This is a genomic window from Peribacillus sp. FSL P2-0133 (assembly GCF_037975445.1).
Classification (GTDB): Bacteria; Bacillota; Bacilli; order Bacillales; family DSM-1321; genus Peribacillus; species Peribacillus simplex_E.
In genome coordinates this window covers 1,717,486-1,740,963 of sequence record NZ_CP150254.1, presented here as the reverse complement: position 1 = coordinate 1,740,963, position 23,478 = coordinate 1,717,486, and the positions used below count along the sequence as shown (strand labels likewise).

The 23,478-nt window shown below is 40.2% G+C and carries 27 protein-coding genes and 1 pseudogene; all 28 read right to left on the bottom strand.

Translation table 11 applies throughout. The features are described 5' to 3' along the window. Positions 1-13: 13 nt before the first annotated feature. A complete protein-coding gene (gene flhB, locus MKY17_RS08430) occupies positions 14-1,096 on the bottom strand; it encodes a flagellar biosynthesis protein FlhB (protein ID WP_098371006.1) in 1,083 nt (360 codons plus the stop codon). A gap of 1 nt (position 1,097) precedes the next feature. Further along, on the bottom strand, positions 1,098-1,874 hold the full coding sequence (gene fliR, locus MKY17_RS08425; protein WP_098371007.1) for a flagellar biosynthetic protein FliR: 777 nt from the start codon (positions 1,872-1,874) through the stop codon (positions 1,098-1,100). Between the two features lie 3 nt (positions 1,875-1,877). Beyond that, on the bottom strand, positions 1,878-2,147 hold the full coding sequence (gene fliQ, locus MKY17_RS08420; protein ID WP_098371008.1) for a flagellar biosynthesis protein FliQ: 270 nt from the start codon (positions 2,145-2,147) through the stop codon (positions 1,878-1,880). Positions 2,148-2,161: 14 nt separating this feature from the next. After that, complete coding sequence (fliP, locus tag MKY17_RS08415) at positions 2,162-2,827, bottom strand: flagellar type III secretion system pore protein FliP (RefSeq protein ID WP_098371009.1); 666 nt, start codon at positions 2,825-2,827, stop codon at positions 2,162-2,164. Continuing rightward, positions 2,824-3,483: a flagellar biosynthetic protein FliO gene (locus MKY17_RS08410; RefSeq protein WP_098371010.1), complete on the bottom strand. Its 660-nt coding sequence runs from the start codon at positions 3,481-3,483 to the stop codon at positions 2,824-2,826. Before MKY17_RS08410 ends, fliP begins: the two co-directional genes overlap by 4 nt. Positions 3,484-3,498: 15 nt before the next feature. Then, positions 3,499-3,861 carry a response regulator gene (locus tag MKY17_RS08405; RefSeq protein ID WP_063231856.1) on the bottom strand — a complete coding sequence of 121 codons (363 nt, stop codon included), beginning with the start codon at positions 3,859-3,861 and terminating at the stop codon, positions 3,499-3,501. Positions 3,862-3,878: 17 nt separating this feature from the next. Beyond that, positions 3,879-5,096 (bottom strand): flagellar motor switch phosphatase FliY, encoded by a 1,218-nt coding sequence (gene fliY, locus MKY17_RS08400; protein WP_098371011.1) that lies wholly within the window; start codon positions 5,094-5,096, stop codon positions 3,879-3,881. Continuing rightward, positions 5,086-6,084 carry a flagellar motor switch protein FliM gene (fliM, locus tag MKY17_RS08395; protein WP_098371012.1) on the bottom strand — a complete coding sequence of 333 codons (999 nt, stop codon included), beginning with the start codon at positions 6,082-6,084 and terminating at the stop codon, positions 5,086-5,088. The genes fliY and fliM overlap by 11 nt, the downstream gene beginning before the upstream one ends. Positions 6,085-6,136: 52 nt before the next feature. Beyond that, complete coding sequence (fliL, locus tag MKY17_RS08390) at positions 6,137-6,565, bottom strand: flagellar basal body-associated protein FliL (protein ID WP_098371013.1); 429 nt, start codon at positions 6,563-6,565, stop codon at positions 6,137-6,139. After that, positions 6,562-6,777: a flagellar FlbD family protein gene (locus MKY17_RS08385; protein ID WP_098371378.1), complete on the bottom strand. Its 216-nt coding sequence runs from the start codon at positions 6,775-6,777 to the stop codon at positions 6,562-6,564. Before MKY17_RS08385 ends, fliL begins: the two co-directional genes overlap by 4 nt. Before the next feature lie 48 nt (positions 6,778-6,825). Further along, positions 6,826-8,091 (bottom strand): flagellar hook protein FlgE, encoded by a 1,266-nt coding sequence (locus MKY17_RS08380; protein ID WP_098371014.1) that lies wholly within the window; start codon positions 8,089-8,091, stop codon positions 6,826-6,828. 71 nt (positions 8,092-8,162) lie between these two features. Continuing rightward, positions 8,163-8,270, bottom strand: a pseudogene (locus MKY17_RS08375) (flagellar protein); the annotation flags it as partial. A gap of 122 nt (positions 8,271-8,392) precedes the next feature. Further along, positions 8,393-9,028, bottom strand: a complete 636-nt coding sequence (gene flgD / locus MKY17_RS08370) for a flagellar hook assembly protein FlgD (protein WP_098371016.1) — start codon at positions 9,026-9,028, stop codon at positions 8,393-8,395. An 8-nt stretch (positions 9,029-9,036) separates the two neighbouring features. Beyond that, the gene (locus MKY17_RS08365) at positions 9,037-10,338 is read right to left on the bottom strand and encodes a flagellar hook-length control protein FliK (protein WP_098371017.1); all 1,302 of its coding nucleotides are present in this window, start codon (positions 10,336-10,338) and stop codon (positions 9,037-9,039) included. Between the two features lie 25 nt (positions 10,339-10,363). Next, complete coding sequence (locus tag MKY17_RS08360) at positions 10,364-10,981, bottom strand: hypothetical protein (protein ID WP_098371018.1); 618 nt, start codon at positions 10,979-10,981, stop codon at positions 10,364-10,366. A 4-nt stretch (positions 10,982-10,985) separates the two neighbouring features. Beyond that, positions 10,986-11,432 carry a flagellar export protein FliJ gene (gene fliJ / locus MKY17_RS08355; RefSeq protein ID WP_098371019.1) on the bottom strand — a complete coding sequence of 149 codons (447 nt, stop codon included), beginning with the start codon at positions 11,430-11,432 and terminating at the stop codon, positions 10,986-10,988. A gap of 2 nt (positions 11,433-11,434) precedes the next feature. Beyond that, the gene (gene fliI, locus MKY17_RS08350; RefSeq protein ID WP_098371020.1) at positions 11,435-12,754 is read right to left on the bottom strand and encodes a flagellar protein export ATPase FliI; all 1,320 of its coding nucleotides are present in this window, start codon (positions 12,752-12,754) and stop codon (positions 11,435-11,437) included. 2 nt (positions 12,755-12,756) lie between these two features. Then, positions 12,757-13,521 carry a flagellar assembly protein FliH gene (fliH, locus tag MKY17_RS08345; RefSeq protein ID WP_098371021.1) on the bottom strand — a complete coding sequence of 255 codons (765 nt, stop codon included), beginning with the start codon at positions 13,519-13,521 and terminating at the stop codon, positions 12,757-12,759. Then, positions 13,514-14,533, bottom strand: a complete 1,020-nt coding sequence (fliG, locus tag MKY17_RS08340; RefSeq protein ID WP_098371022.1) for a flagellar motor switch protein FliG — start codon at positions 14,531-14,533, stop codon at positions 13,514-13,516. Before fliG ends, fliH begins: the two co-directional genes overlap by 8 nt. Positions 14,534-14,546: 13 nt before the next feature. Continuing rightward, positions 14,547-16,145 carry a flagellar basal-body MS-ring/collar protein FliF gene (gene fliF / locus MKY17_RS08335; RefSeq protein WP_098371023.1) on the bottom strand — a complete coding sequence of 533 codons (1,599 nt, stop codon included), beginning with the start codon at positions 16,143-16,145 and terminating at the stop codon, positions 14,547-14,549. A gap of 91 nt (positions 16,146-16,236) precedes the next feature. Next, positions 16,237-16,545, bottom strand: coding sequence for a flagellar hook-basal body complex protein FliE (fliE, locus tag MKY17_RS08330; protein WP_098371024.1), 309 nt, complete (start codon positions 16,543-16,545; stop codon positions 16,237-16,239). Positions 16,546-16,568: 23 nt separating this feature from the next. Beyond that, on the bottom strand, positions 16,569-17,027 hold the full coding sequence (gene flgC / locus MKY17_RS08325; RefSeq protein WP_098371025.1) for a flagellar basal body rod protein FlgC: 459 nt from the start codon (positions 17,025-17,027) through the stop codon (positions 16,569-16,571). Next, positions 17,027-17,422, bottom strand: a complete 396-nt coding sequence (gene flgB / locus MKY17_RS08320; RefSeq protein WP_098371026.1) for a flagellar basal body rod protein FlgB — start codon at positions 17,420-17,422, stop codon at positions 17,027-17,029. Before flgB ends, flgC begins: the two co-directional genes overlap by 1 nt. A gap of 757 nt (positions 17,423-18,179) precedes the next feature. Then, positions 18,180-18,959 (bottom strand): GTP-sensing pleiotropic transcriptional regulator CodY, encoded by a 780-nt coding sequence (gene codY / locus MKY17_RS08315; protein WP_057278408.1) that lies wholly within the window; start codon positions 18,957-18,959, stop codon positions 18,180-18,182. 108 nt (positions 18,960-19,067) lie between these two features. After that, entirely contained in the window at positions 19,068-20,477 is a 1,410-nt protein-coding gene (gene hslU, locus MKY17_RS08310; protein ID WP_098371027.1) for an HslU--HslV peptidase ATPase subunit, read from the bottom strand. A 12-nt stretch (positions 20,478-20,489) separates the two neighbouring features. Then, the gene (gene hslV / locus MKY17_RS08305) at positions 20,490-21,017 is read right to left on the bottom strand and encodes an HslU--HslV peptidase proteolytic subunit (protein WP_057278409.1); all 528 of its coding nucleotides are present in this window, start codon (positions 21,015-21,017) and stop codon (positions 20,490-20,492) included. Between the two features lie 20 nt (positions 21,018-21,037). Continuing rightward, the gene (gene xerC / locus MKY17_RS08300; RefSeq protein ID WP_098371028.1) at positions 21,038-21,940 is read right to left on the bottom strand and encodes a tyrosine recombinase XerC; all 903 of its coding nucleotides are present in this window, start codon (positions 21,938-21,940) and stop codon (positions 21,038-21,040) included. Between the two features lie 59 nt (positions 21,941-21,999). Continuing rightward, positions 22,000-23,307 carry an FADH(2)-oxidizing methylenetetrahydrofolate--tRNA-(uracil(54)-C(5))-methyltransferase TrmFO gene (gene trmFO / locus MKY17_RS08295; protein ID WP_063231875.1) on the bottom strand — a complete coding sequence of 436 codons (1,308 nt, stop codon included), beginning with the start codon at positions 23,305-23,307 and terminating at the stop codon, positions 22,000-22,002. Positions 23,308-23,478 lie beyond the last annotated feature (171 nt).

Here is a 23,478-nt window from a genome sequence, read left to right as displayed (position 1 = left end):
CCCTATTACTTCTTTACAGTTTACCTTTGGTTTTATATACAAAGGCCAGTATTTCAGCGACCGCCTTAAAGAACTCTTCAGGTATCGCCTGGCCTAATTCAGCTTGATCATATAAAGACCTGGCCAAAGGCCGATTTTCCACCATGACCACATCGTTTTCTTTAGCAATGAATTTAATTTTCTGAGCAACAAAATCAACGCCCTTCGCCACTACGTACGGAGCTTCAGCTTTTTCTTCATCATATTTTAAAGCAATAGCAAAATGCGTCGGGTTAGTGATGACGACATCCGCATTGGGAATTTCCTGCATCATTCTTTGAGCGGCCATCTGCCTTTGCTTTTGCTTTATCTTGGATTTGATGAGCGGGTCCCCTTCGGAATTTTTATACTCATCCTTAATATCCTGTTTGGACATCCGGATGTTTTTTTCAAAGTCATATTTTTGGTACAAATAGTCTAATAGAGCAATGAACAATAAAGCCACGGCAGCATAAAATCCCACTTTAATCGTAATATCCGCCAATGTTGCCATCGCTTCTTCCACAGAAATCTGTGATAAAATCATAATCTCGTCCATGCGCTGCCATAGTACATAAAAGGCAACAAAACCAACAAATGATATTTTAAGAATGGATTTCAATAATTCAACAATGGCCCTCATTGAAAAAATACGTTTGAATCCTTTAATGGGATCCAATTTATCAAGTTTGAACTGAATGGATTCAGTCGAAAACAAAAACCCGATTTGCATGACATTAGCCAATATCCCAGCCACTATCGCTGCTGCGAAAACTGGTCCTAGGATAAGGCCCATCTCCTTTAAAACCTCAATCATGATAATTTGCATATTCTCCTCGCTGAATCCAGACAAGGTAAAATGTTGCAGGTATTCTTTCATGAGACCGCGCAGATGATTATACATGTATGGTCCCATAAGCAATAGCACAGAAAACACCGCAATTAAATTCACAGAGGTATTTACATCCTGACTTTTTGCCACCTGACCTTTTTTCTTCGAATCCTGACGTTTTTTTGGAGTCGCCTTTTCGGTCTTCTCTCCAGCGAAAAACTGTAAATCCAGCTGAAAACTCTCCATATCAAACGCCTCCAATCAACTGCATTAGTTGACGCATTGTCAAAAGTAAGAAATTGAAGAGTTGTGTGACAACTGTCATCATCATCCCCATTACCAGTATGATAACCGCTAAGCCGGCAATGATTTTCACTGGAATCCCGACAACGAACACATTTAATTGAGGGACCGTCCTGGCAAGGATCCCTAACGTGACATCCACTAAAAAAATGCTTCCCACTACAGGTATGGACATTTGAAAAGCAATCATGAAAGCTTTGCTGAAAGTTTTGGCCAAATATTCTATCAGTGTATGATCTCCGAATGGTACAAATAATTGGTCAATCGGAATGAACTGATAACTATAAAAAATTCCATCCAAAAGCAAATGGTGGCCGTTGGTACTCAATAGGAATAATAAAGCGATTGTATAAAGGTATTGTCCCATCAATGGGCTTTGTGCCCCCGTTTGGGGATCGATGACATTCGCAATTGAAAAACCCATTTGAAAATCAATCAATCCACCAGCGATTTGAACGGCTGAAAAAATCATATAAGCTGCAAACCCGATGAAAAGCCCAACCAGCGCTTCCTTCATGATCAATAAATAAAATGTGACATCCAATTCCAGAACCGGAGCATCGATGGTGTAGTACATGATCCAGGCAAGGAAAATCCCAAGCCCTACCCGATGTTGTACCGGTATTGAACGGTACGAAAAAATCGGCATGGCCACGAAAAACGTAGTGACCCGTACCACAATTAATAAAAAGGCGGGAAAGTGCGGAAAAAGTTCCTCCATGCCCTACCCTACAAATCGATTCAGATTACCGAATATTTCATTTACATATGATAATAGGTGGCTCAGCATCCATGGAGCCAACAAAATGAGTCCCAATAAGACTGCGACGATTTTTGGAACAAATGCCAAGGTTTGTTCCTGAATCTGTGTAGTCGCCTGAAAGATGCTTACTAGCAGTCCTACAATAAGAGCGATTACCATCAATGGACCAGCGATGATCAATACCATATAAATTCCTTTTTCTGCTATATCAATAACAAGCTCTGCACTCATATTCTCTCACCTGCTTAAAAACTCTGTAATAAAGACTTCACTACTAAATACCATCCGTCAACAAGAATGAAAAGGAGGATTTTAAATGGCAGGGAAATCATGACTGGGGGCAACATCATCATCCCCATCGACATCAGGACACTTGCAACGACCATATCGATAACCAAAAATGGAATGAAAATCATAAAACCTATTTGAAAAGCCGTTTTGATTTCACTGATAGCAAAAGCTGGTACAAAGGCAGTCAAGGGTATGTCCTGTATCGTTTCCGGCTTATCCACCTTGGCATACTCCAAGAATAACGCCAGATCCTTTTGCCTTGTATGGGCACTCATGAATTCCTTAAATGGTATCGAGGCCTGTACATATGCCTCTTCTAAATCTATCTCTTCATTAAATAACGGGGTTAATGCCTTTTCATTCACTTCCTGAAAAGTCGGTGCCATTATGAAGAAAGTCATGAAAAGTGTCAGGCCGACCAGCACCTGGTTCGGCGGCATCTGCTGGGTGGCTAGCGATGTTCTCACAAAGCTCAGGACAATGATGATTCTTGTAAAACAGGTCATCAAGATCAATATGCTTGGAGCCAGCGATAAGACAGTCATTAGAAGAACAAGTTTTACGGAAGTAGAGACATTAGTGGGATCACTGTTATTAAAAAACTCCATGAACTCATTCATTCATTGTCTCTTCCTTTCCTACCAAGCTCATTTAACAGCCTTTTCCTGCTATCGGACATTTGATCAAGTTGATTTTTGAACTCTGCAGAGAAACTGGCAGTTTCGGATTCGCTTTTCTTCAACCACTTATTTTTCAACTTCATGGCAAATTCCCCAGGCTGGATCATTTGATCGATCTTATCGTTGTGATCTTTCAAAAGCTGTTCATATTCCTCGGGATCATCTATTTCTTTCAAGAGCTGAATATTTTCGCCAACCCCGATCACCAATATTCGCCCGCCTACTTTAACAAGCTGGACTGAACGATTTGCCCCAAGGCCCGTACCGCCTAAATTCTCCACTGAATTTGCCTTTTGATACGATTTATTTTTTTTATTGATGAATTTCAATAGGATATATAGAAGGGCCACAACAAAAATAGTAGCAAATATCATCCTCAGAAACTCCCAAACGGTTATCCCCACTTTGTCAGGATTAGAAGCCTGTTCGGTAGTTTTCGAGTCTATTGATTCATCTTTATCCACCTTTAAATCATCTGGCTGCTCATAAACATCCTTCACTGTTTTATCATGGTCTTCCGCATGGGCCTGTATGGCCCCAGAGAAGAATACTGCTATCAACAGTGAGACCTGAAGCCATTTTTTAATTAAAAACAATATGAAGACACCCTCTTAACTTAATGCTTTATTTATGGCTTCCAATACCCGGTCTGCCTGGAATGGCTTCACGATAAAGTCTTTTGCACCCGCCTGGATCGCATCAATGACCATGGCTTGCTGCCCCATCGCAGAACACATAATGACCTTAGCTTGAGGATTTACCTTTTTAATTTCCTTTAACGCTGTAATCCCATCCATTTCAGGCATTGTAATATCCATCGTTACAAGATCCGGATGGGTTTCTTTATATTTTTCCACTGCTTGGGCGCCATCTGCTGCTTCCCCGACTATTTCAAAACCATTTTTAGAAAGGATATCCTTTATCATCATTCTCATAAATGCTGCATCGTCCACAATTAAAATTCTATTAGCCATTATTCTCGTCCCCCAAATTATCTTATTTTATTTAATCGTTCACTTTGACTCATGATATCCGTAACACGTACCCCAAAGTTTTCATCAATTACCACTACCTCACCTTTTGCTATCAAGCGGCTGTTTACCAGGATATCCACTGGCTCTCCTGCTAATTTATCCAATTCAATGATCGATCCAGAGGACAGCTCCAAAATATCCTTGACGGAGCGTTTCGTTCTTCCAAGCTCCACAGTTACTTGCAAAGGGATATCCATCAGCATGCTGAGATTTTTCGTTTCAGACTCCTGAAGCTGGTAAGGCTGAAAACTAGTGAAACTGGCAGGCTGAACATTTACCGGCTGTCCTGTTGGTACGGATGAAACTCCAAAATGTTGTGGAACATTCTGCATTTGGTTCGCAGGTTGGGTTTGGTGACCGCTTTGTCCATAAATTTCGTTTGCCGATCGATCTGACCTGGTGTCCTGGAATGATGCAGGCTCCTGATTTGGAATGTTTGTTACTGGATCACTTAGTACTTTTTGCGTTTTAATATCGGTAGGTTCGCTTTCGCTCGTCCCATTTAATAATTCAGAAACTAAGCCTTTAGCAAACTCTAATGGTAACAATTGCATAATACTGGAATCAATTAAGTTGCCGACACGGAGGCGGAACGAGATTTTTGCAAATAAATCCTCGTCAGGTATCGCATTTTCACCTACACCGTTTAAAAAATTAAGTAAGTCTATGCTAGGTGGAGAAATATCCACTTTTTTACTGAAAATGGTCGACATGGATGTCGCAGCAGAACCCATCATTTGGTTCATTGCTTCCTGAACAGCACTCAATTGAATTTCCCCAAGCAGGTCAGAAGGATTCTCCCCATCTCCGCCAAGCATCAAATCTGCAATGATAGCAGCATCGCTCTGCTTGATGACCAGCATATTTATACCTGAAAAACCTTCTGTATATTGCACTTGAATCGCTACATACGGATGCGGGAATTCTTCCGCGATATGTCCCCTTTCAATTAAAGTAACCGTCGGGGTGGTGATATCCACTTTCTGATTCAACAAAGTGGATAGGGCAGTGGCCGAGCTTCCGAAGGAGATATTACCAATTTCACCGAGAGCGTCGAGTTCCATCATTGATAAATAATCGTCAATCGAGAGAGGGAACACCTCATCCTCTATATCACTTGTACCTTTTAAAAGGGCATCTATCTCGTCTTGTGAAAGCATTCCATCACTTACCATCTTCGTCTCCCCCTTTCAAAATATCAAGAATCTGGATAGCATGTTTTTTTCCTACTTTTCCTGGCTGCCCACTGTATTTTGGGATCCCCCCAATTGTAATCGTCAAAGGTTCATCGATTGCCTTATTCAAATCGATGACATCGCCAACATCAAGCAGCAAAAAGTCGTGGATGGTGATATCCGTAGAACCAAGTTCGGAAATAATGGGAAGATCTGCGTTTCGGATACGCTTTTCCAAAATCATGATTTCCTCTGGAATTTTTTCCTTTTGGGAATTTTCCATCCAATAATGAGCGGATAACTTTGGTATGATTGGTTCCAATACGACGTGAGGAATGCAAACATTAATCATTCCGCTCGTTTCTCCGATTTGTGTATTCAAGGAAATGACCACAACAGTATCGTTGGGTGAAACCAGTTGCAGAAATTGTGGATTCACCTCGAACTCTGTCATTACCGGTTCGATTTCAACAATCGTTCCCCAAGCCTCCTGTAAATTTTCAAAAGCCTTCTCGAATAAATTCGACATGATTTTCGTTTCTATTTCGGTTAAACTATCTACCTTATTCACGCTTATGCCCCGCCCGCCCAAAACACGATCCATCATGGAATAGGCGATATTCGGGTTGACCTCAAGAATGATTCGGCCATCCAAGGGCGGTACCTCAAAAACATTCATGATGGTCATTTTTGGAATTGATCGGATAAACTCTTCGTATGGTATTTGATCTGCCGAAGCAACGGATATTTGGACATAGGTTCTAAGTTGAGCAGAAAAGTATGTGGTCAGCAGCCTCGCAAAGTTCTCGTGTATTCTAGTCAAACTGCGGATTTGGTCCTTTGAAAACCGAAGCGCCCTTTTAAAGTCGTAAACTTTCACTCTTTTTTCTACTTCTTCTTTTTTTAAATCATCTGCATCCATTTCACCTGTGGAAATGGCCGATAACAGTGCATCTATTTCATTTTGCGATAATATTTCCCCGGACATTAACACTCACCTCCAAAGCTTCCCCTTCTTATTTAATGAAGCAAGGATGTTCTTATTGCAGAATCGAGGAAGTAATATAAACCTTTTCAACTTTTCCTTCTTCCATTAATTCATTCATTCTAGTTTTTAAAGCTTCTTGAAGCTTTTCCTTGCCTTTTTTACCGGTTAACTCTTCCGCTTTCATTTCGGATAGTTCGGTAATAATTATATTTTTCACTTGAAAATTTCTTTTTTCCAACTCTTCTTTCGCTTTTTTGCTTTCAGTTTGGAACATAAATGAGATTTTGATATAATCATTGCCGGCAAGATTCGTAGTAATTTCAGGAATCTCAACGGATGATTTGACAATTTCGTCAATGCTAGGTTTATCTTCGGCAGATGTGGGATCAGATAACTTTGTCACAACCACGACCGCTATGACACCTACAAGCGTTATAGCCACGAGTATAATCAACATAATAGTCATTAGGTTTTTTTTCATGAACTTTCCTCCACATCCTTACGAAGACCGAGAATATTAACGGTACGGTAAAATTGTATAATAGCTCCAACCAGTTCCTCTTCCTTCTCTAGCACAACGATTTTCTTACCATTTGTAAAAGTAATGGTCGTATCTGGCAATGACTCGACTGTGTCTATGTACAATGCATTGATATGAAAGCATTTTCCATTGAGCCTTGTGACTTTGATAATGATATTTAGGAGCCAGAGCAAAAGCACCTGGCTCCTCCCTCCCTTAACCTATCGTTTTAAGTTAACCAATTCCTGTAAAATTTCATCCGACGTCGTGATGATCCTGGAGTTCGACTGGAAACCACGTTGTGCAACGATCATTTCAGTAAACTCTTCGGATAAATCCACGTTGGACATTTCCAATGAACCTGATGCAATCACACCACGCCCCTCACCTGCGATATTGATGTTTGCAGTACCTGAATTGATTGATTCCTGAAAAGTGTTACCACCCGTTTTCGTCAAGCCTGATGCATTGGAGAACTTGGCGACGGCCAGTTGGCCTAAGGTTGTGATCAGACCGTTGGAATAAACGCCATTTATTTCCCCTGATGCGCCAATATTAAAGCTTTCCAGTTTTCCTTCTTTATTACCATCTGGATTGACAAGAGCTGTAGTGGAACCTTTAACTTGAGTAAGGTTCGAGAAATCAAAATCCAAATTAACTTTTTGCACGCTTTCATCAACTGCTGTATCCGAGTCATCCTCTTTGCCGCTTGAAATGTTAATGGTTTGACCTGAATGGGTTTTATCAGCTGCCACTATCTGACCATTTGCATCGAAATTCACCGAAGTGAACGGTTTTGGTTTAGTTGTTGATGTATCTCCCAAAGCAGCAGGTTCTTCATCAAAAAGCTCCCATTTATCATCACCGTTTTTTTGAAAATAAATATTTGTCGTTTGTTCTTTACCATTTTCATCCATAACTTTCATTTGCTGGCTAAATACGGTACCATCAATTGCGTCAGCAGCTAGATTTCCACTTACTGATATTTTAGTAGTGGCAATGGCAGGTAAAATCGCATTGACGTTAACAGCAACGTCGCCAATCGTTTTTGATCGTTTACCGTTTTCATCAACCTTGTAAGCCTGTACTTTCAACCCATTCGCGTTGACAAGTGTACCGTTATCATCCAGATAAAAGTTTCCTGCACGTGTATATGAAAGAGAATCGCCTTGCTTGACGACAAAATAGCCATCACCAGATATTCCTAAATCAAGATCGCGGCCGGTGGTTTGCAGGCTTGACTGTGTATGGATCGTATCGATTGTAGCTATCGTGGAGCCCAATCCAATTTGTTTAGAATTGGTTCCGCCTTTATTGGCTGTTGCTGCACTTGCACCAGATACCGTTTGGTTCATCGCATCGCTGAATGTCACACGGCTTTTTTTGAAACCATATGTATTGACATTGGCGACGTTATTACCGATTACATCCAATTTTGTTTGTAAGTTTTTTAATCCGCTTATTCCCGAATACATTGAACGAAGCATGTAAAGCTCCCCTTTCATATATCGACTGCTTCCGTCATGCCACAGTCGAGGCTCCCTATTCCAGGTCCAGCCTATTTATCTAAAATTATGGTTCCATTGATGTTCGTGAAGATTTGTGATGTTGCTTCATCCCTGTCCATGACCGTGATGACCTTGTTGTTTTTCGTGCTTACTAACAAAATTACCGTTAAGGCAAAGGCAGATGATCCAGCAAGACTTTCAAAAGCATTAAGCCAATGAGGTTGTGGCAAAAGCTGAGCGGAATTTGTTTGAAAACCAAGTTCATTCATATTCCCGTCCCTTAACCTTCAGCGATTTTTATCAATTGCTCTGATGATAACTTGGTGTTGTTTTCATCATCCACTTCAATTTCCAGCTTGCCATTACTCATGGATACCGAGATTACGACAGCAGACGACTCACCATTTTTATCGTCCATCCAGGAAACACGCTTGCCTATTAATTCACTTGCCGCCGTCAAGCTATTCGACGTGGAACTTGGTTGTTTCATTGCTGAAATATTTGCGGGTTCAAGCTTTGTGCCATCTTCTAAAAGAAAATAAACACCATCACCCTTATATTGGATCGATTTAACGATGCCTTTCCCTTCTTCTATCGCAAGGTCATCATCGCCTTCATCCAATTTGTGCCAAGTGACTTCCTTACCGACAAAAGAGTTATAGTTCATTAAACTATTTTGTTGATTGATCCCGATTATTTCTTCCATTTGGACTCCCATATTCATCATCTGTTCGAGAGAAGAAAAAGTGGCCATTTGGGCGATAAATTCCGTATTGTCCATCGGACTTGACGGATCTTGATTTTGAAGCTGGGTAAGCAACAATTTCAAGAAATCATCCTTTCCTAATGCATCCCCAGTTTTTCTGTTTTCAGTTTGAGATTTTGATAATAATAGTGACGTATCGATGGTCGTCATTTTTTCACCTACACTTCCAGATTTAACAGAGCATCGGCAAGGGATCCCGTAAACTCGCTTTCCGTTTCATCATTGCTTTCTTCCTTACTCTCCTGTTGATCATTATGTTCATCAGCATCTTTATGGCTGAATTTCTCAGAGTTAAAAGCATTGAAGGCCTGTGATATTTCAATTCTTTCAATTTGAATGTTTTGTCCGCTAAAGGCTTGTTTTAAGCCATGAATCTGATTCTCCAGCATATCTTTGGCCTGAGCAGTAGAGGCCATAATCTTGGCTGACAGCATACCATCCTTTTGAATCAACTCGATTCTTAGGGACCCTAAATGTTCAGGAGTCACTCTGATCAAAAGTTTATTTACACCGTTAGTTCCGCTAAAGTTCGCCTTACTCAAAATATTTTCAAATTGTTTAACAAACTCTTCTTGACTGACAGTTTGCTCACCTTTGGGAGCTGCCAAGACGAATTGCTCCAGCTTTGTCATGAGAAAAGGCATACCAGTCCCTTGATGTTTACCACTATCCGGACTTTGCAAAGTCACACCGCTGCTTACTGTCCCGTCTTTATTTCCCTTGTCACTCCCGGATAATTGCGAGTATGCACTTTTCAATGTTTCTAATGTTTTAGTTTGCCCTTTCTCCAGAGTGTAGGATTGATCAGGTTCTGCTTTTGACTGATTGGACAGCCATCTCTCCAACTTTCCCGTTAACCCTTCAAGCAGGTGTTTCATTTGTTTCTGGATGGCCGCTTCATCTAGGGTCATATCCTTATTTTCCGAGAGAAGATCTTGAATTTTCACCAGCTTCAAAAGATTCACCACACCGGATAATGAGGGGTCATGCCATTTTTCTTCGCTCAAAACAGTAATTTTTTTCAGGATGGTATACAGATCCATGACATTGGCTGATAACAAACTTTGTGGATTCAGGCTGAAGTCATCCACTTCTTGTTCTAAATCCAGATCCTCGATGCTCCCAAAGAAATCATCAAGGGCACCCTCATCATTTCTGCCTACATTTTTTAGGACCTGTAAAATAAGGTTGTGGTCTTGTTGATTTACAGAAGGGGCAACGGCTGCACTCTCTTCCCCTGTTTCACTTAGCCTTTCAAGTTTCAAAAAACCAAGCAAATCCTTTATTACAGACATTTGTCCTTCGGTGATGGCGCCTATATCCGATGGAATGGGAGGTTCTGTCCCAATGGCTGATTGAAGGACTGAACCAAACTCTGAATCAGTTTGCTGATTTGGCTTAACTGGTACCTTTAGACCTAATGATGCCAAGGGAAGTAAAGAATTAATCGCTGAATTCATATATTCACCTTCTCACTCTTTCCACTTAAGAACTTTGTTCCGTTAGTTTCTTCGTTAACCTTGCAGCATCAGCCGTATTCATTTGCTCCAAAACCTTAGCTAAAGTGACTGCTTTCATACTTGAGAGAATCTCCACTGCATCTTCATCATTCATTTCCATAATGATAGGTGCAGCCTTCTTGGGAGCCATAGTTTCATAAGTACGGATTATATCTTTAAACGCTTGTTTACTATTATTCTGACTATCCCTAAATTGATTCATTTCTGTTTGAAGCTGCTGTTTTTCCGCTTCTGCCTTTGCAATGGCCTTGTCACGTGTATCAATGATGCCCTCAAGCTTTTCTATCTCTTTTTCCTTGTTTTCAATCTCGGTTTCTAATTTTTCGAGTTTCATGGAAACTTTCTCATCATTCTTGGCTGGCTTCCCCTTCTCTTCATCCTTTTGATCCGATTCAATGAAGGGTATTTTCGCAGACATTTCCTTTGCCTTTTCCACTACATTCACCCCTGCAACTGTAAAAACGATCAACGCTACAGTTACCGCAAAGATTAATGGAATGAAGATGACAAGAAACCATTGAAACTTACTTATCTTGCTTTCTTCCAATTCTTCCAATCCATTAGATTCACTTTTTTTACGCATTCCATCACCTTACGCCTTTGCTTAAGAATTGCCGGATAGATATTTCATCCATTTGTTTGTTCTCAGCTTCCTTAATGACATCGAGGAATTTAAGAAAACCATTTTCTTTCAATTTCTCGTACTTTTTAACCTCAATATTTCTTTCCATTAATATATCCCGTTGATTATTCATCTTATATCGCACTTCAATGACTTCCTGTTGACAGTGGCTTAAGAGTTTTTCCAAGTTGTCCATAAATAACTGATGATGACGAATTTCCTGAACGGATAATCCATTTCGCAGCTTTTCCTGTTGAAACTCAAGCAACTCTTCTTTTTTCTTTAAAAGCTTATATAACTTTTCTGCCACTTCTTCAAAATTTTTTAAAGCAGCATTATATTTAGCTAGTGCATCGGTTTTTTCTTTTTCTTTGATGGTCAGCATCTTCTCGAATTTATATTGATAAATCATTATTAATCACCTTTCTCCATCAATTCGACAAGGGCGTTGATACTATTATCTTTGGAAGATTTTTCATGGGTTCCTTGCTTCAAAAATGAAATGATTTCCGGATAGCGTGTAATCGAGTTATCAATTTGTTTGGAAGAACCCTTCTTATAAGCTCCTATATTAATCAAATCTTCCGACTCCATATAGGTTGATAAACTTGCCCGCAATTTTTCTGCGGCATTTTTATGCTTGTCACCAACAATATTGTTCATGACACGACTAATGCTCTTTAATACATTGAGCGCTGGAAACTGTCCTTTATTGGCCAAGTTACGGTCTAGGATGAAGTGACCATCCAAAATTCCCCTGACAGCATCAGCAATCGGTTCATTCATATCATCACCGTCGACTAGTACCGTATAAAAAGCTGTAATGGTCCCCAACTGATTTGTTCCCGTTCTTTCGAGTAACCTTGGAAGGATGGCAAAAACGGATGGCGTATACCCTTTGGTCGTCGGCGGTTCCCCGATAGCAAGCCCAATTTCCCTCTGGGCCATCGCAACCCTCGTGACCGAATCCATCATCAGCATCACATTCAATCCCTTATCACGAAAATACTCCGCGATGGCAGTTGCCGTCAAAGCACCCTTTATCCTCATCAACGCTGGCTGGTCAGATGTCGCCACTACAACGATTGATCGTGCCAGCCCTTCTGGTCCAAGATCTTTCTCAATGAATTCTCGAACTTCACGGCCGCGTTCTCCAATAAGACCGATTACGTTTAAGTCAGCCGTCGTATTCCTTGCTACCATACCAAGCAACGTGCTTTTCCCGACACCGCTCCCTGCAAAGATACCAACACGCTGTCCTTTTCCAACTGTTAATAAACTATCAATCACCCGAACTCCTACATCTATCGGTTCATTAATGGGAGGTCGTTTCATCGGATTCGGCGGATCTTGATCCACAGAAATTGTCGCGAGACCTTTTGGAAGCAGTGAGTCATCAATGGGATGTCCCAATGGATCGACTACTTTGCCAATTAGCCCGCTTCCCACCTTTATCTCAAGGCTCCGTCCGCTCCCTTCCACGATACAACCCGGTGCAATATCACTAACTGCTGTAAATGGCATTAAAATAACCATTTCATCACGGAAACCGACAACTTCAGCTAAGATTCGATTTTTCTTTTTTTGTATACCTGTATAGATATAACAAACATCACCTACAGAGCTTTCAGGGCCTTGAGATTCTATCATTAGCCCCACGACACATTTGACCCGTCCATAGTGTTTGAATGGATCAACTTCATCAACTAAGGGCATTAGGTCTCTAGTTTTCATCTTTACTCCCCTTCCAGCAATTCAGTTAGTTTCACTTTTATTTCCTTCAGCTGACTGTCGACACTGGCGTCCATCCTTCCGTTTTCCGATTCGATGATACAGCTGCCTGCTTCAAGCTCATCATCCGGAAAGATATACAACTCAGTATCTTTCGGAAAGATTGCCATCAACTCATCTTTATGAGAAAGAATCGATTGATATTGGATCGGATGGATATGCAATTGCACTTCACGGTAATCCCTCACCTCTTTGATGGCTCTTTTGACTATGGATAAAAAAGACTCTTCATCTTTTTCAAACTGTTGCCCGATAATTTTCTCTGCCACCTTCAGGGCAAGATTCAGAATAACGGTTTCAGATGATTCGATATTGTGCCGATAATCTTTTTTAGAGGACTCTACCACTTCTTTTGCGAAGGCTATTTCCGCTGCAATCTCGTTATAACCCTTTTGGATCCCATCTTCGACTCCCTGCTGATACCCTTCTTTTTGAGCTTGTTCAATAAACATTGCTTTTTCTTGATTCTCCCATTGTTCTCGGTCTTGCTGGATTTCAGCAGCAATTGCTTGGGCCTTTTGTTTAGCTTCGAGCAATAACGTTTCCGCTTCCTGTTTAGCATCATTGAGAAATTCATCAGATTGAATATAATGAAGGTTTTTCCGCTCATCTGCATCATCATTTTGAAGAAAGTCGAAAGGGCGAACTTTTATTGCAATCTTTTTGCTTTTCTCCTGGTTAGCCTGCTGGGATTTGATAATCCTAGACAATGATATCATCCCCTCCGCCGCGGGCAATCACTATATCTCCAGTTTCTTCCAGATGCCGAATGACGGCAACAATTCTTGATTGTGCTTCTTCTACATCACGTAATCGTACTGGCCCCATATATTCCATTTCTTCCTGGAAGGTTTCAACCATACGTTTTGACATGTTTTTGAAAACGATTTCCTTCACTTCATCACTAGCCACTTTAAGAGAAAGTTTAAGATCTTCGTTTTCAGATTCCCTGACTACTCGCTGAATCGCTCTGCCATCAAGGGTAACGATATCTTCAAAAACAAACATTCGTTTCTTGATTTCCTCAGCAAGCTCCGGATCTTGGATTTCAAGTGCCTCCAAAATCGTTCTTTCCGTTGAGCGGTCAACACCATTCAATACATCTACTACAGCTTCCACTCCACCTGTCTGTGTATAATCTTGGGTTACAGTCGCAGAAAGTTTCCTTTCGAGTATTTGCTCCACTTCATTGATGATTTCCGGAGAAGTGCTATCCATTAAAGCAATCCTTCTTGCAATATCAGCCTGCACCTCTTGCGGAAGTTCAGACAATATTTGTCCAGCCTGTGTGGGATCAAGATAAGACAAGATTAATGCAATGGTCTGCGGATGCTCGTTCTGGATGAAATTCAGGATCTGTCCAGGTTCTGCCTTTCGTGCAAAGTCGAATGGCCGAACCTGCAAGGATGATGTTAAACGGTTAATGATGGCGGTTGCCTGATCAGTACCTAATGCCTTTTCAAGTACCTGCTTCGCATATCCTATCCCGCCCTGCGAGATATAATCCTGTGCTAAAGCAATATTATGGAATTCTTCCAGAATTTCTTCTTTATCATGGGAGTCCACTTTTCTCACTCCCGAAATTTCAAGGGTCAATCTCTCAATTTCCTCTTCAGAAAGATGCTTATATACGGATGCAGAAACATCCGGGCCTAAGGAAATAAGGAGGATGGCAGCTTTCTGTTTGCCAGTCAATCCGGCCTTTTTTTTTCTATCTGTCACTTTCTAAAGCCTCCTAGTCTTCTGCTATCCAGCTTCTTAATAATTTTGCAAATTCATCTGGCTTTTCTTTTGCAAGCTTCTCCAGTTGTTTTCTTTTTAAAGATGCTTCCGTTTCCTTCTCTTTGTTCATATCCGGAACATCGAATACGACTTCTTCCTCTTCAACCACGTACTCCTCTTCCATTTGAGCTTGCTTTCGGGATCGGAGGAATAAGATTAAGAGAATGATAATGGCAAGTATTAGCACTCCGCATACGATGTATGCCCATATTGGTAACGAAGGATTCGTTTCACCTTTTTGCAACGTCATTTTCCCGTTAAACGGCTGGACGGAAATCGCAATTTTATTATTAAGCTCCTCGTCCGTCAGTTCTTCCCCTTCAGCTTTTTTCTCGATTGTCGTGCGTATTATCGTACCAAGGATTTGTGTAATATCCTCCACACTCTGTTGAGATAAAGAATTCGGATCGTCAGCGGTGGGTGGTTCGACCATGACCTGAATACCTAAATCCTTAACTTTATATGGGCTTTCGACTATTTCTTTCTTGATTCGGTTCACTTCACTATTTATCGTTTCATCCACTTTTTCATAATCACCGGATCCGTTAGTGCCTTCAACGTAACTGGATCCCAATGAATCTGAGGAATCCTCACTTTGCGGAACGCCTCCTGCACCTGCTGCGTCCCCACTATACGATTCATTGATCCTTTGCGCAGAAATCTCAATTCCAGCCATATTTTCTTCATCGACCGGTTCAACTAAATTCTCTTCCCGATTTTCTTGAGTAAAATCAATGTCTGCCGTGACTGAAACAACCACTTTGTCTCTCCCCATAATCGTTCCAAGCATATTTTGCACCTGTCTTTGAATATCACGTTCTATTTCTTTTTTTATTTCATTTTGGGTGGCAAATGCGGACGCGAAAGAAGAATTTTCATTTTCAAGATCGAAGTACTCAAACTCTTGGTTCATAATGACGATATTATCTGTAGGGAGATTCGGAACACTTTTTGAGACCAGATGATAAAGGGAATTGATTTGACTTTCTTCAAATTTATAGCCGGGCTTCGTATTCAATACAATGGATGCTGAAGCTTCCCCAGCTGAATCACTGACAAAAACTCCTTTATCAGGAAGAGTGATCATTATACTGGCATCTTCTACTCCATCAATCTTTTTTATTAAACTGGCCAATTCCGTTTGCATCGAGTCCAGTTTAATGACATTGAATTCATTTTCAGTCATTCCGATACCAGCACTTTGACTAAAAAAGGAATAGTCGATACTGCCAGATTCCGGAATTCCTTCTGCTGCCAGTTCCACTTTAAGAGAATCCAGTTTTTCTTCTGGAACTTTTATGGTCGTTCCATTTTCAGAAACTTCATTCATAATCCCTTGACTGTCTAAATTTTCTTTAATGCTCCCCGTTTCCGATGGAGTTAAGTTGGAATATAAGGGCACCAGCGTCGTACGCGTGGTTAAAATTGAAACTGCCGTAATGATGATGATAATTAATGCTGCTGAACCAATCATCATGAATTTTTGTTTTTTACTGCGGCCCGTCCAATAAGCAGTTATTTTGTTTTTAAAATTCACTAGTACTTCATTCATTTAAATCCCCCGGTCAGTGTATGAATTTATGATTGGGGGATTTTTTCCCCCTGGTCATTTTTCTCTATATAATGAGGTTAAAAAATGAATGCTATATACTCATTCTCATCATTTCCTGGTAGGCTTCCACAACCTTATTCCGAACCTCTAATGTAGCCTGCATGGTAACGCTGGCTTTTTGTGAAGCTATCATCACCGAATGTAGCTCAACATCCTCTCCATTAACCAATTTGGTTGTAAGATCATCAGATGCCACTTGTGTTCCGTTGACTTTATTAATTGATTCTTTTAATACCGACGCAAAATTTCGGTGTGCTTCGTATGGTGTATTAGTATTGCTTTGATCTTTTTTCAATACATTACTTGCATTGTTCACTGTAGAAAGAGAAATCCCCTCCATATCAACAATCTCCTTTCAAACTTTTATTTTCCAATTTCCAAAGCTTTCATCATCATTCCCTTTGATGCATTTAAAACTGTCACATTTGCTTCGTATGAACGTGTGACACTCATTAAATCAACCATCTCCCGAAGCGGGTCGACATTTGGCATTTCAACATAACCATCTTCATTGGCATCAGGATGTTCGGGATTGTAATCCAGTTCAAAAGGTGTTTTATCTTTTACTATTCCAGTCACCTTCACTCCATTCCCTACTTCGCTCGTTTTTTGGGATGCTGCGTTTAAGAAACTTGAAAAACCGTTTTCCTTACTTTGCAGCACAACCGATTTTCTTGTATACGGCTTCCATGTTTTCGATTCCACGTCATATTCCGCCCTAGTCGTATCGGCATTAGCCATATTAGCAGAGATTACATCCATCCTTACCCTTTGACTCGTCAGGCTGGATCCGGTCATGTTTATACTTTGGAAGATTCCCATCACTTACCTCCTCTAATTACATTCTGCAATGATTGAAACTTACCTGAAAGCCTGTCGGTCACTGCATTATAATAAATCTGATTGGCTGCAAGCTCCGTCATTTCCTTATCAACGTCCACGCTATTTCCATTATTGTTATATCGGACATTTTTCTGCGTCACGATCTGAGAAGTATGACTCCCCTCTGACTTGAAAGTAAAATGCCGTTCATCGGTACGATATGACTCCAGGTAAGATTCCAGCTCTGCCTTAAAGGATTGTGTTTTCTTGACCTCTTTGGCTTTATAATTAGGCGTATCCGAGTTGGCTATGTTCTGTGAAATGACTTTTTGTTTTACATTAGAATAATTAAGGGCATTTTCTAGTGATTGAAAAGTATTTGAAAATAACTCCACATCGATCACCTCTTTCTATAATTTACAAATAATTACATTATCAATAAATTAACCCAGTACATTACGTTTTTAATTTTAAAGAAACATTATAACTATGTCCATAAACAATACATAGACTTTAGACCTATTATCGTCGAAATTTGTCATAACTTGTTCAAGTTTGTCGTTTTTATTAGTATGATTACATGGTTAATATTACGTAATATTACATTTTAATATGATATTCTACATATTAACCAAATTTTACTTCTATTAGCTTTTATATCATACCGAAAAACAAACCTATATACCTGATACTTTAGAACTAATTTTCACATTTACTTTCAATTGATTATTTCAATTTAGTTGATTTCACCCTTTAAAATAAAGGATTTATAAGAAAACAAAGGCTTACTGCCTTTTTTCTTTTTTTGAAAAAAAACGTTTTTTTCAAAACGCTGATTTATTCGACAAAATTCCCTAATAGCTTAAACCCGTTATCCATAGAATTTTAGCAATCTAAAAGTTATAACAACGTTCATTTTCACTATTGCAACAGTTATAATAATATAATTCCTCTTTTTAAGAAAAATTTAACTATTTTTTCAATTCTAATAGAAACCAAGCCTATATTCATATTTCCATTTAATTCGAATTACCTCTTTTTCCTTTCTCCCCCTGACATTCACCCGCTTTTGCTTATTAGTCCCAGAAAGCAACAGATCCAAATACCACAAAAAAAAAGCAGCCCTTTTTAAAGGACTGCTTTTTTAGTATGTTAATTATTTTTAAGCTTTTCTAATTCAAGAAGGAATTTATCGTTCAATACTTTGATATAAGTACCTTTCATTCCTAGTGAGCGGGATTCAATGACTCCGGCACTTTCCAGTTTCCGTAGAGCATTTACGATAACGGAACGGGTAATGCCGACACGGTCTGCAATTTTGGAAGCTACAAGCAGACCTTCATTACCTTTAAGCTCCTCAAAAATGTGCTCAATAGCTTCCAATTCGCTGTAAGATAACGAGGAAATTGCCATTTGAACGACAGCTTTACTACGAGCTTCTTCTTCTATCTCTTCTGATTTTTCACGCAGGATTTCCATACCGACTACTGTCGCACCATATTCAGCCAAAATTAAATCATCATCATGAAATTTTTCTTGTAATCGGGCAAGAACCAATGTTCCTAAACGTTCTCCCCCACCCATAATCGGTACGATCGTCGTTAATCCAGTTGCGAAAAGCTCTTTGTTTTCGACTGGGAAAGCAGTATATTCGCTTTCGATATCAAGATTCGAAGAGGTTTCAGGAATATTGAACAGGTTTTTTGTGTACTCTTCAGGGAATTGTTTATCTTCCAACATTTTGTACATGCGTTCGTTTTCAATTTGCTGACTTACCGCTATGCCAAGTAATTTCCCGCGGCGGCTGACGACGAATACATTCGCTTCGATAACTTCACTTAAACTTTCAGCCATTTCCTTGAAGTTAACTGCTTTACCTGCTGCTTTTTGGAGCATTGCATTGATTTTTCTTGTTTTTGCTAATAAGTTCATTTGATTTGTTCCTCCTAAAAATACCATGGTTCACAATAACTATGAAGTTGTATTTCCGTAATTTTATGTTCATTGCGTAGGCAAATCATTGCCAAGATTGTTTCTTAATTAAAGGATAAACTGGCTTAAATCTTTGTTCCGGGCGATAGAACCAAGCTTACCTTCGACATATTGGGGCGTAATTGTAATCTTCTCCATCGTTATTTCCGGAGCTTCAAAAGATAAGTCTTCAAGCAACCGTTCCAAAATGGTATGAAGTCTTCTTGCACCAATATTGTCTGTGTTTTGATTTACTTCGAAGGCCACTTCAGCTATCTTACGAACAGCATCGTCAGAAAATTCAATTTCTATACCTTCAGTTTCTAATAAAGCAACATATTGTTTTAACAAGGCATTATCCGGTTCATGAAGAATCCGTACAAAGTCATCTACAGTCAGTTTGTTCAATTCTACACGAATTGGGAATCTACCTTGCAATTCAGGGATAAGGTCGGATGGCTTAGCCATGTGAAAGGCCCCTGCAGCAATGAATAAGACATGATCCGTTTTAACTGAACCATATTTAGTCACTACTGTCGAACCTTCAACAATTGGCAGGATATCCCTTTGGACACCCTCTCTTGATACATCCGCTGATGAACTTCCAGATTGCTTACTGGCAATTTTATCTATTTCATCGATGAAGATAATCCCATTTTGCTCAGCCCCGTATACTGCATCGGAAGTGACTTCATCCATATCAATCAATTTTGCCGCTTCTTCATTTGTTAAAACGGTTCTTGCTTCACTTACTTTCAATTTGCGCTTCTTGCTTTTTTTCGGCATCAAGCTTCCTAAAGCGTCCTGCATGTTCATCCCCATTTGTTCCATTCCCGAACCTTGGAGCATATCAAACATCGAAGCAGCCTGTTCTTCCACTTCGACCGTTATCATTTCACTTTCTAACTCACCGTTAGCCAGCTTTTCAGCGACGGTTTTTCTTTTTTCCTGCAAACTTAAATCTTCGGAATTTTCTTCAGAATCCTGTTCGTCTTGATTGTTATTGCCTCCAAAAAAGACTTCAAGAGGATTCTTGAAATTACTCTGTTTTTTTGTTGATGGCACTAAAAGTTCTATTAAGCGGCGATTTGCATTTTCTTCTGCCCGCTCCTTTACGCTGACCATCTTTTCTTCCTTCACGAGGCGGACGGAAGTCTCCACCAAATCACGAACCATCGACTCAACATCCCGGCCGACATACCCGACTTCCGTAAATTTCGTTGCTTCAACTTTTACAAAAGGAGCACCTACCAATTTAGCCATTCTCCGAGCTATTTCTGTTTTCCCAACGCCTGTCGGTCCAATCATTAATATATTCTTCGGAACGACTTCATCACGAAGTTGATCCGAGAGAAGGGAACGTCGGTAGCGATTCCGAAGAGCCACTGCCACTGCCCGTTTTGCCTCACGCTGCCCTACGATATACTGATCCAGTTTTTCAACGATTTGCCTCGGTGTTAAATTAGCTTTTTTTGACATTTGCGCTCCTCCTTACAACTCTTCCACGATTATATTCGTATTCGTAAATACACAAATTTCCGCTGCAATTTGTAAAGATGATTGGGCGATTTCCTTTGCCGATAATTGGTCACTGGAAAACCGCATTAATGCCCTGCCGGCAGCCAGTGCATAATTCCCACCCGATCCTATGGCGAGAATCCCGTCATCCGGTTCAATTACTTCCCCGGTGCCCGAAACGAGCAGCAAATGGTTCTTATCCATCACGACTAGCATGGCTTCCAGCTTTCTCAATACATTGTCACTTCTCCATTGCTTTGCCATTTCGACGGCAGCGCGCTGAAGATTGCCATTATACTCTTCAAGTTTAGCTTCGAACATCTCAAATAAAGTGAATGCATCTGCAACGGAACCTGCAAAACCTGCAAGGACATTACCATTAAAGATTTTTCTTACTTTCCTCGCCGTATGCTTCATCACTACTGAATTTCCTAAAGTAACCTGCCCATCACCGGACATGGCACATTCACCTTTATGATGCACTGCAAATATCGTTGTCATAAAGTGTCCCCTTTCAACATTTAAGGCCGCGGATGTGATGCATTGTAGACTTTTTTCAATTGGTCTTTTGTAACATGCGTATACACTTGCGTTGATGAAATTTTAGAATGACCAAGCAATTCTTGAACCGTGCGAATGTCCGCCCCATTATTCAATAGGTGTGTAGCAAACGAATGCCTTAGCATATGGGGATGAAGACTTCCATCTGCGGCTGACTTTTTAATCAATTCATTCAATATATAGCGAACTCCCCTAGGTGTCAGAGGGTCTCCACGAAAATTAACAAATAAATAAACATGCGCCTTGGCGTCAGACGAAGTCAATTCCATCCTGGCTGTACGTATGTATAAATCTATCGCTTCCTGTGCATAGCTACCAACCGGAACGTAGCGATCCTTTTTTCCTTTTCCATGGATCAGTACCGTCCCTAAGGAAAGATCGATATCCTGCAGTTTAATCTCACAACATTCACTTACACGAATTCCTGTAGCATACAATAATTCCAGTAAGGCATTGTTCCTTATTCCTATCGGTGAATCCTTCTTTAAAGAAGAAAACAACTGATTCATTTCCTTCTCATAAAGAAAACGTGGCAGTCTTTGATCCTTTTTAGGTAAAGAAGCCAAAGAAAAAGGATTATCTTTCACATCACCTTCACGTAGTAAAAATCTATAAAGGCTCCGCAAGCAAGATGTTTTTCTTGCTACAGTGCGCTTAGAAAGGTTTTTCTCATATAAATTCGTTAAATATAACCGGACATCAAAATATTCAACGGACGTGATATCCTCAATGCCCTGTTCATTAAGGAACAGAAAAAATTCGTGAATATCACGTTTGTAATTTTCAATGGTGTATTGTGAACTGTTTTTTTCAATCTGTAAATATTCGATGAAGGATGATAATGCCTTTTTTTGATTAATCATGGAAACACCTCGCAAAGGCTAATAAATAGTATCATACTTTAAAACAGCAGGCAAATATTTTACAAATTTTTCACAAAGTTCTGAATTGTGTCCAAAGCGCGTTTAGCATGCGTTTCGTTCCGCTCTTTTTTTGATTTGATTCTCACTTCTAGGTCTGGAAGCAATCCAAAGTTGGCATTCATCGGTTGGAAGCTCTTACCATTCGTCGACGTTATATACCTTGCCATGCTGCCCATCGTCGTCTCCGCAGGGAATATGATAGGCTCCAATCCTTGGACGATCCTTGCAGCATTGATACCTGCAACAAGTCCTGATGCAGCAGATTCTACATACCCTTCGACACCAGTCATCTGACCGGCAAAGAATAAATCATCCCGATTCTTGAATTGATACGTAGGCTTCAATACATTAGGTGAGTTTATGAATGTGTTTCGATGCATAACTCCATAACGCACAATTTCCGCATTTTCCAAACCAGGTATAAGCTGCAATACTTCTTTTTGCGGCCCCCATTTCAAATGTGTCTGAAAACCAACAATATTGTAAAGTGTTCCTGCCGCATCATCTTGACGCAATTGAACTACTGCAAAAGGACGTTTTCCCGTTTTTGGATCTTCTAAGCCAACTGGCTTCAATGGACCAAATAACATTGTTTTCTTCCCTCGTGATGCCATCACTTCAATGGGCATGCAGCCTTCAAAAAAGATTTCCTTTTCGAATTCTTTAAGTGGTACTGTTTCAGCAGCGATCAATGCTTCATAAAAGCGGTCAAACTCTTCTTCCGTCATCGGACAGTTCAAATAAGCTGCTTCCCCTTTATCATAACGGGATTTCAAATATACTTTATCCATGTTGATGCTGTCTTTTTCAAGAATTGGCGCGGCAGCATCATAGAAGTACAAGTATTCTTCATCCATGATTTGCTTTAAGCTGTCAGATAGTGACTGACTTGTAAGCGGACCGGTTGCAATGACGGTAGGACCTTCCGGAATTTCCGTCACTTCTTCATTAATGACCGTCACATTTGGATGATTTTTGACCCTTTCCGTAACAAGACCGGCAAATTCATGACGATCAACAGCTAAAGCACCGCCAGCCGGTACAGCACAAGCATCTGCTGCGGACATGATGACCGAATCCAGGATACGCATTTCTTCTTTTAATACACCAACTGCATTTGTTAAAGTATTTGCCCGAAGTGAATTGGAACAAACAAGTTCAGCGAATTTATCGGTATGATGGGCTGGCGTTTGTTTTACAGGGCGCATTTCATATAGATCGACTTTAATTCCTCTTTTAGCTAACTGCCACGCCGCTTCACTTCCGGCAAGCCCAGCACCGATTACACTTACTTTTGTTTCTTTCATTTTTCGAACCTCCATGTATAGATATGATAAGACAGGATCATTTATCATTAAAACTGCTTTCATAAAATTTTCATTTTTAACGATATCTATGTATTTATACCCGAAATACTCATTCCTGCTAACGATAATTTTAAAGCATATGCCACAAAGCCGGCATTCTTCCTGCAATCC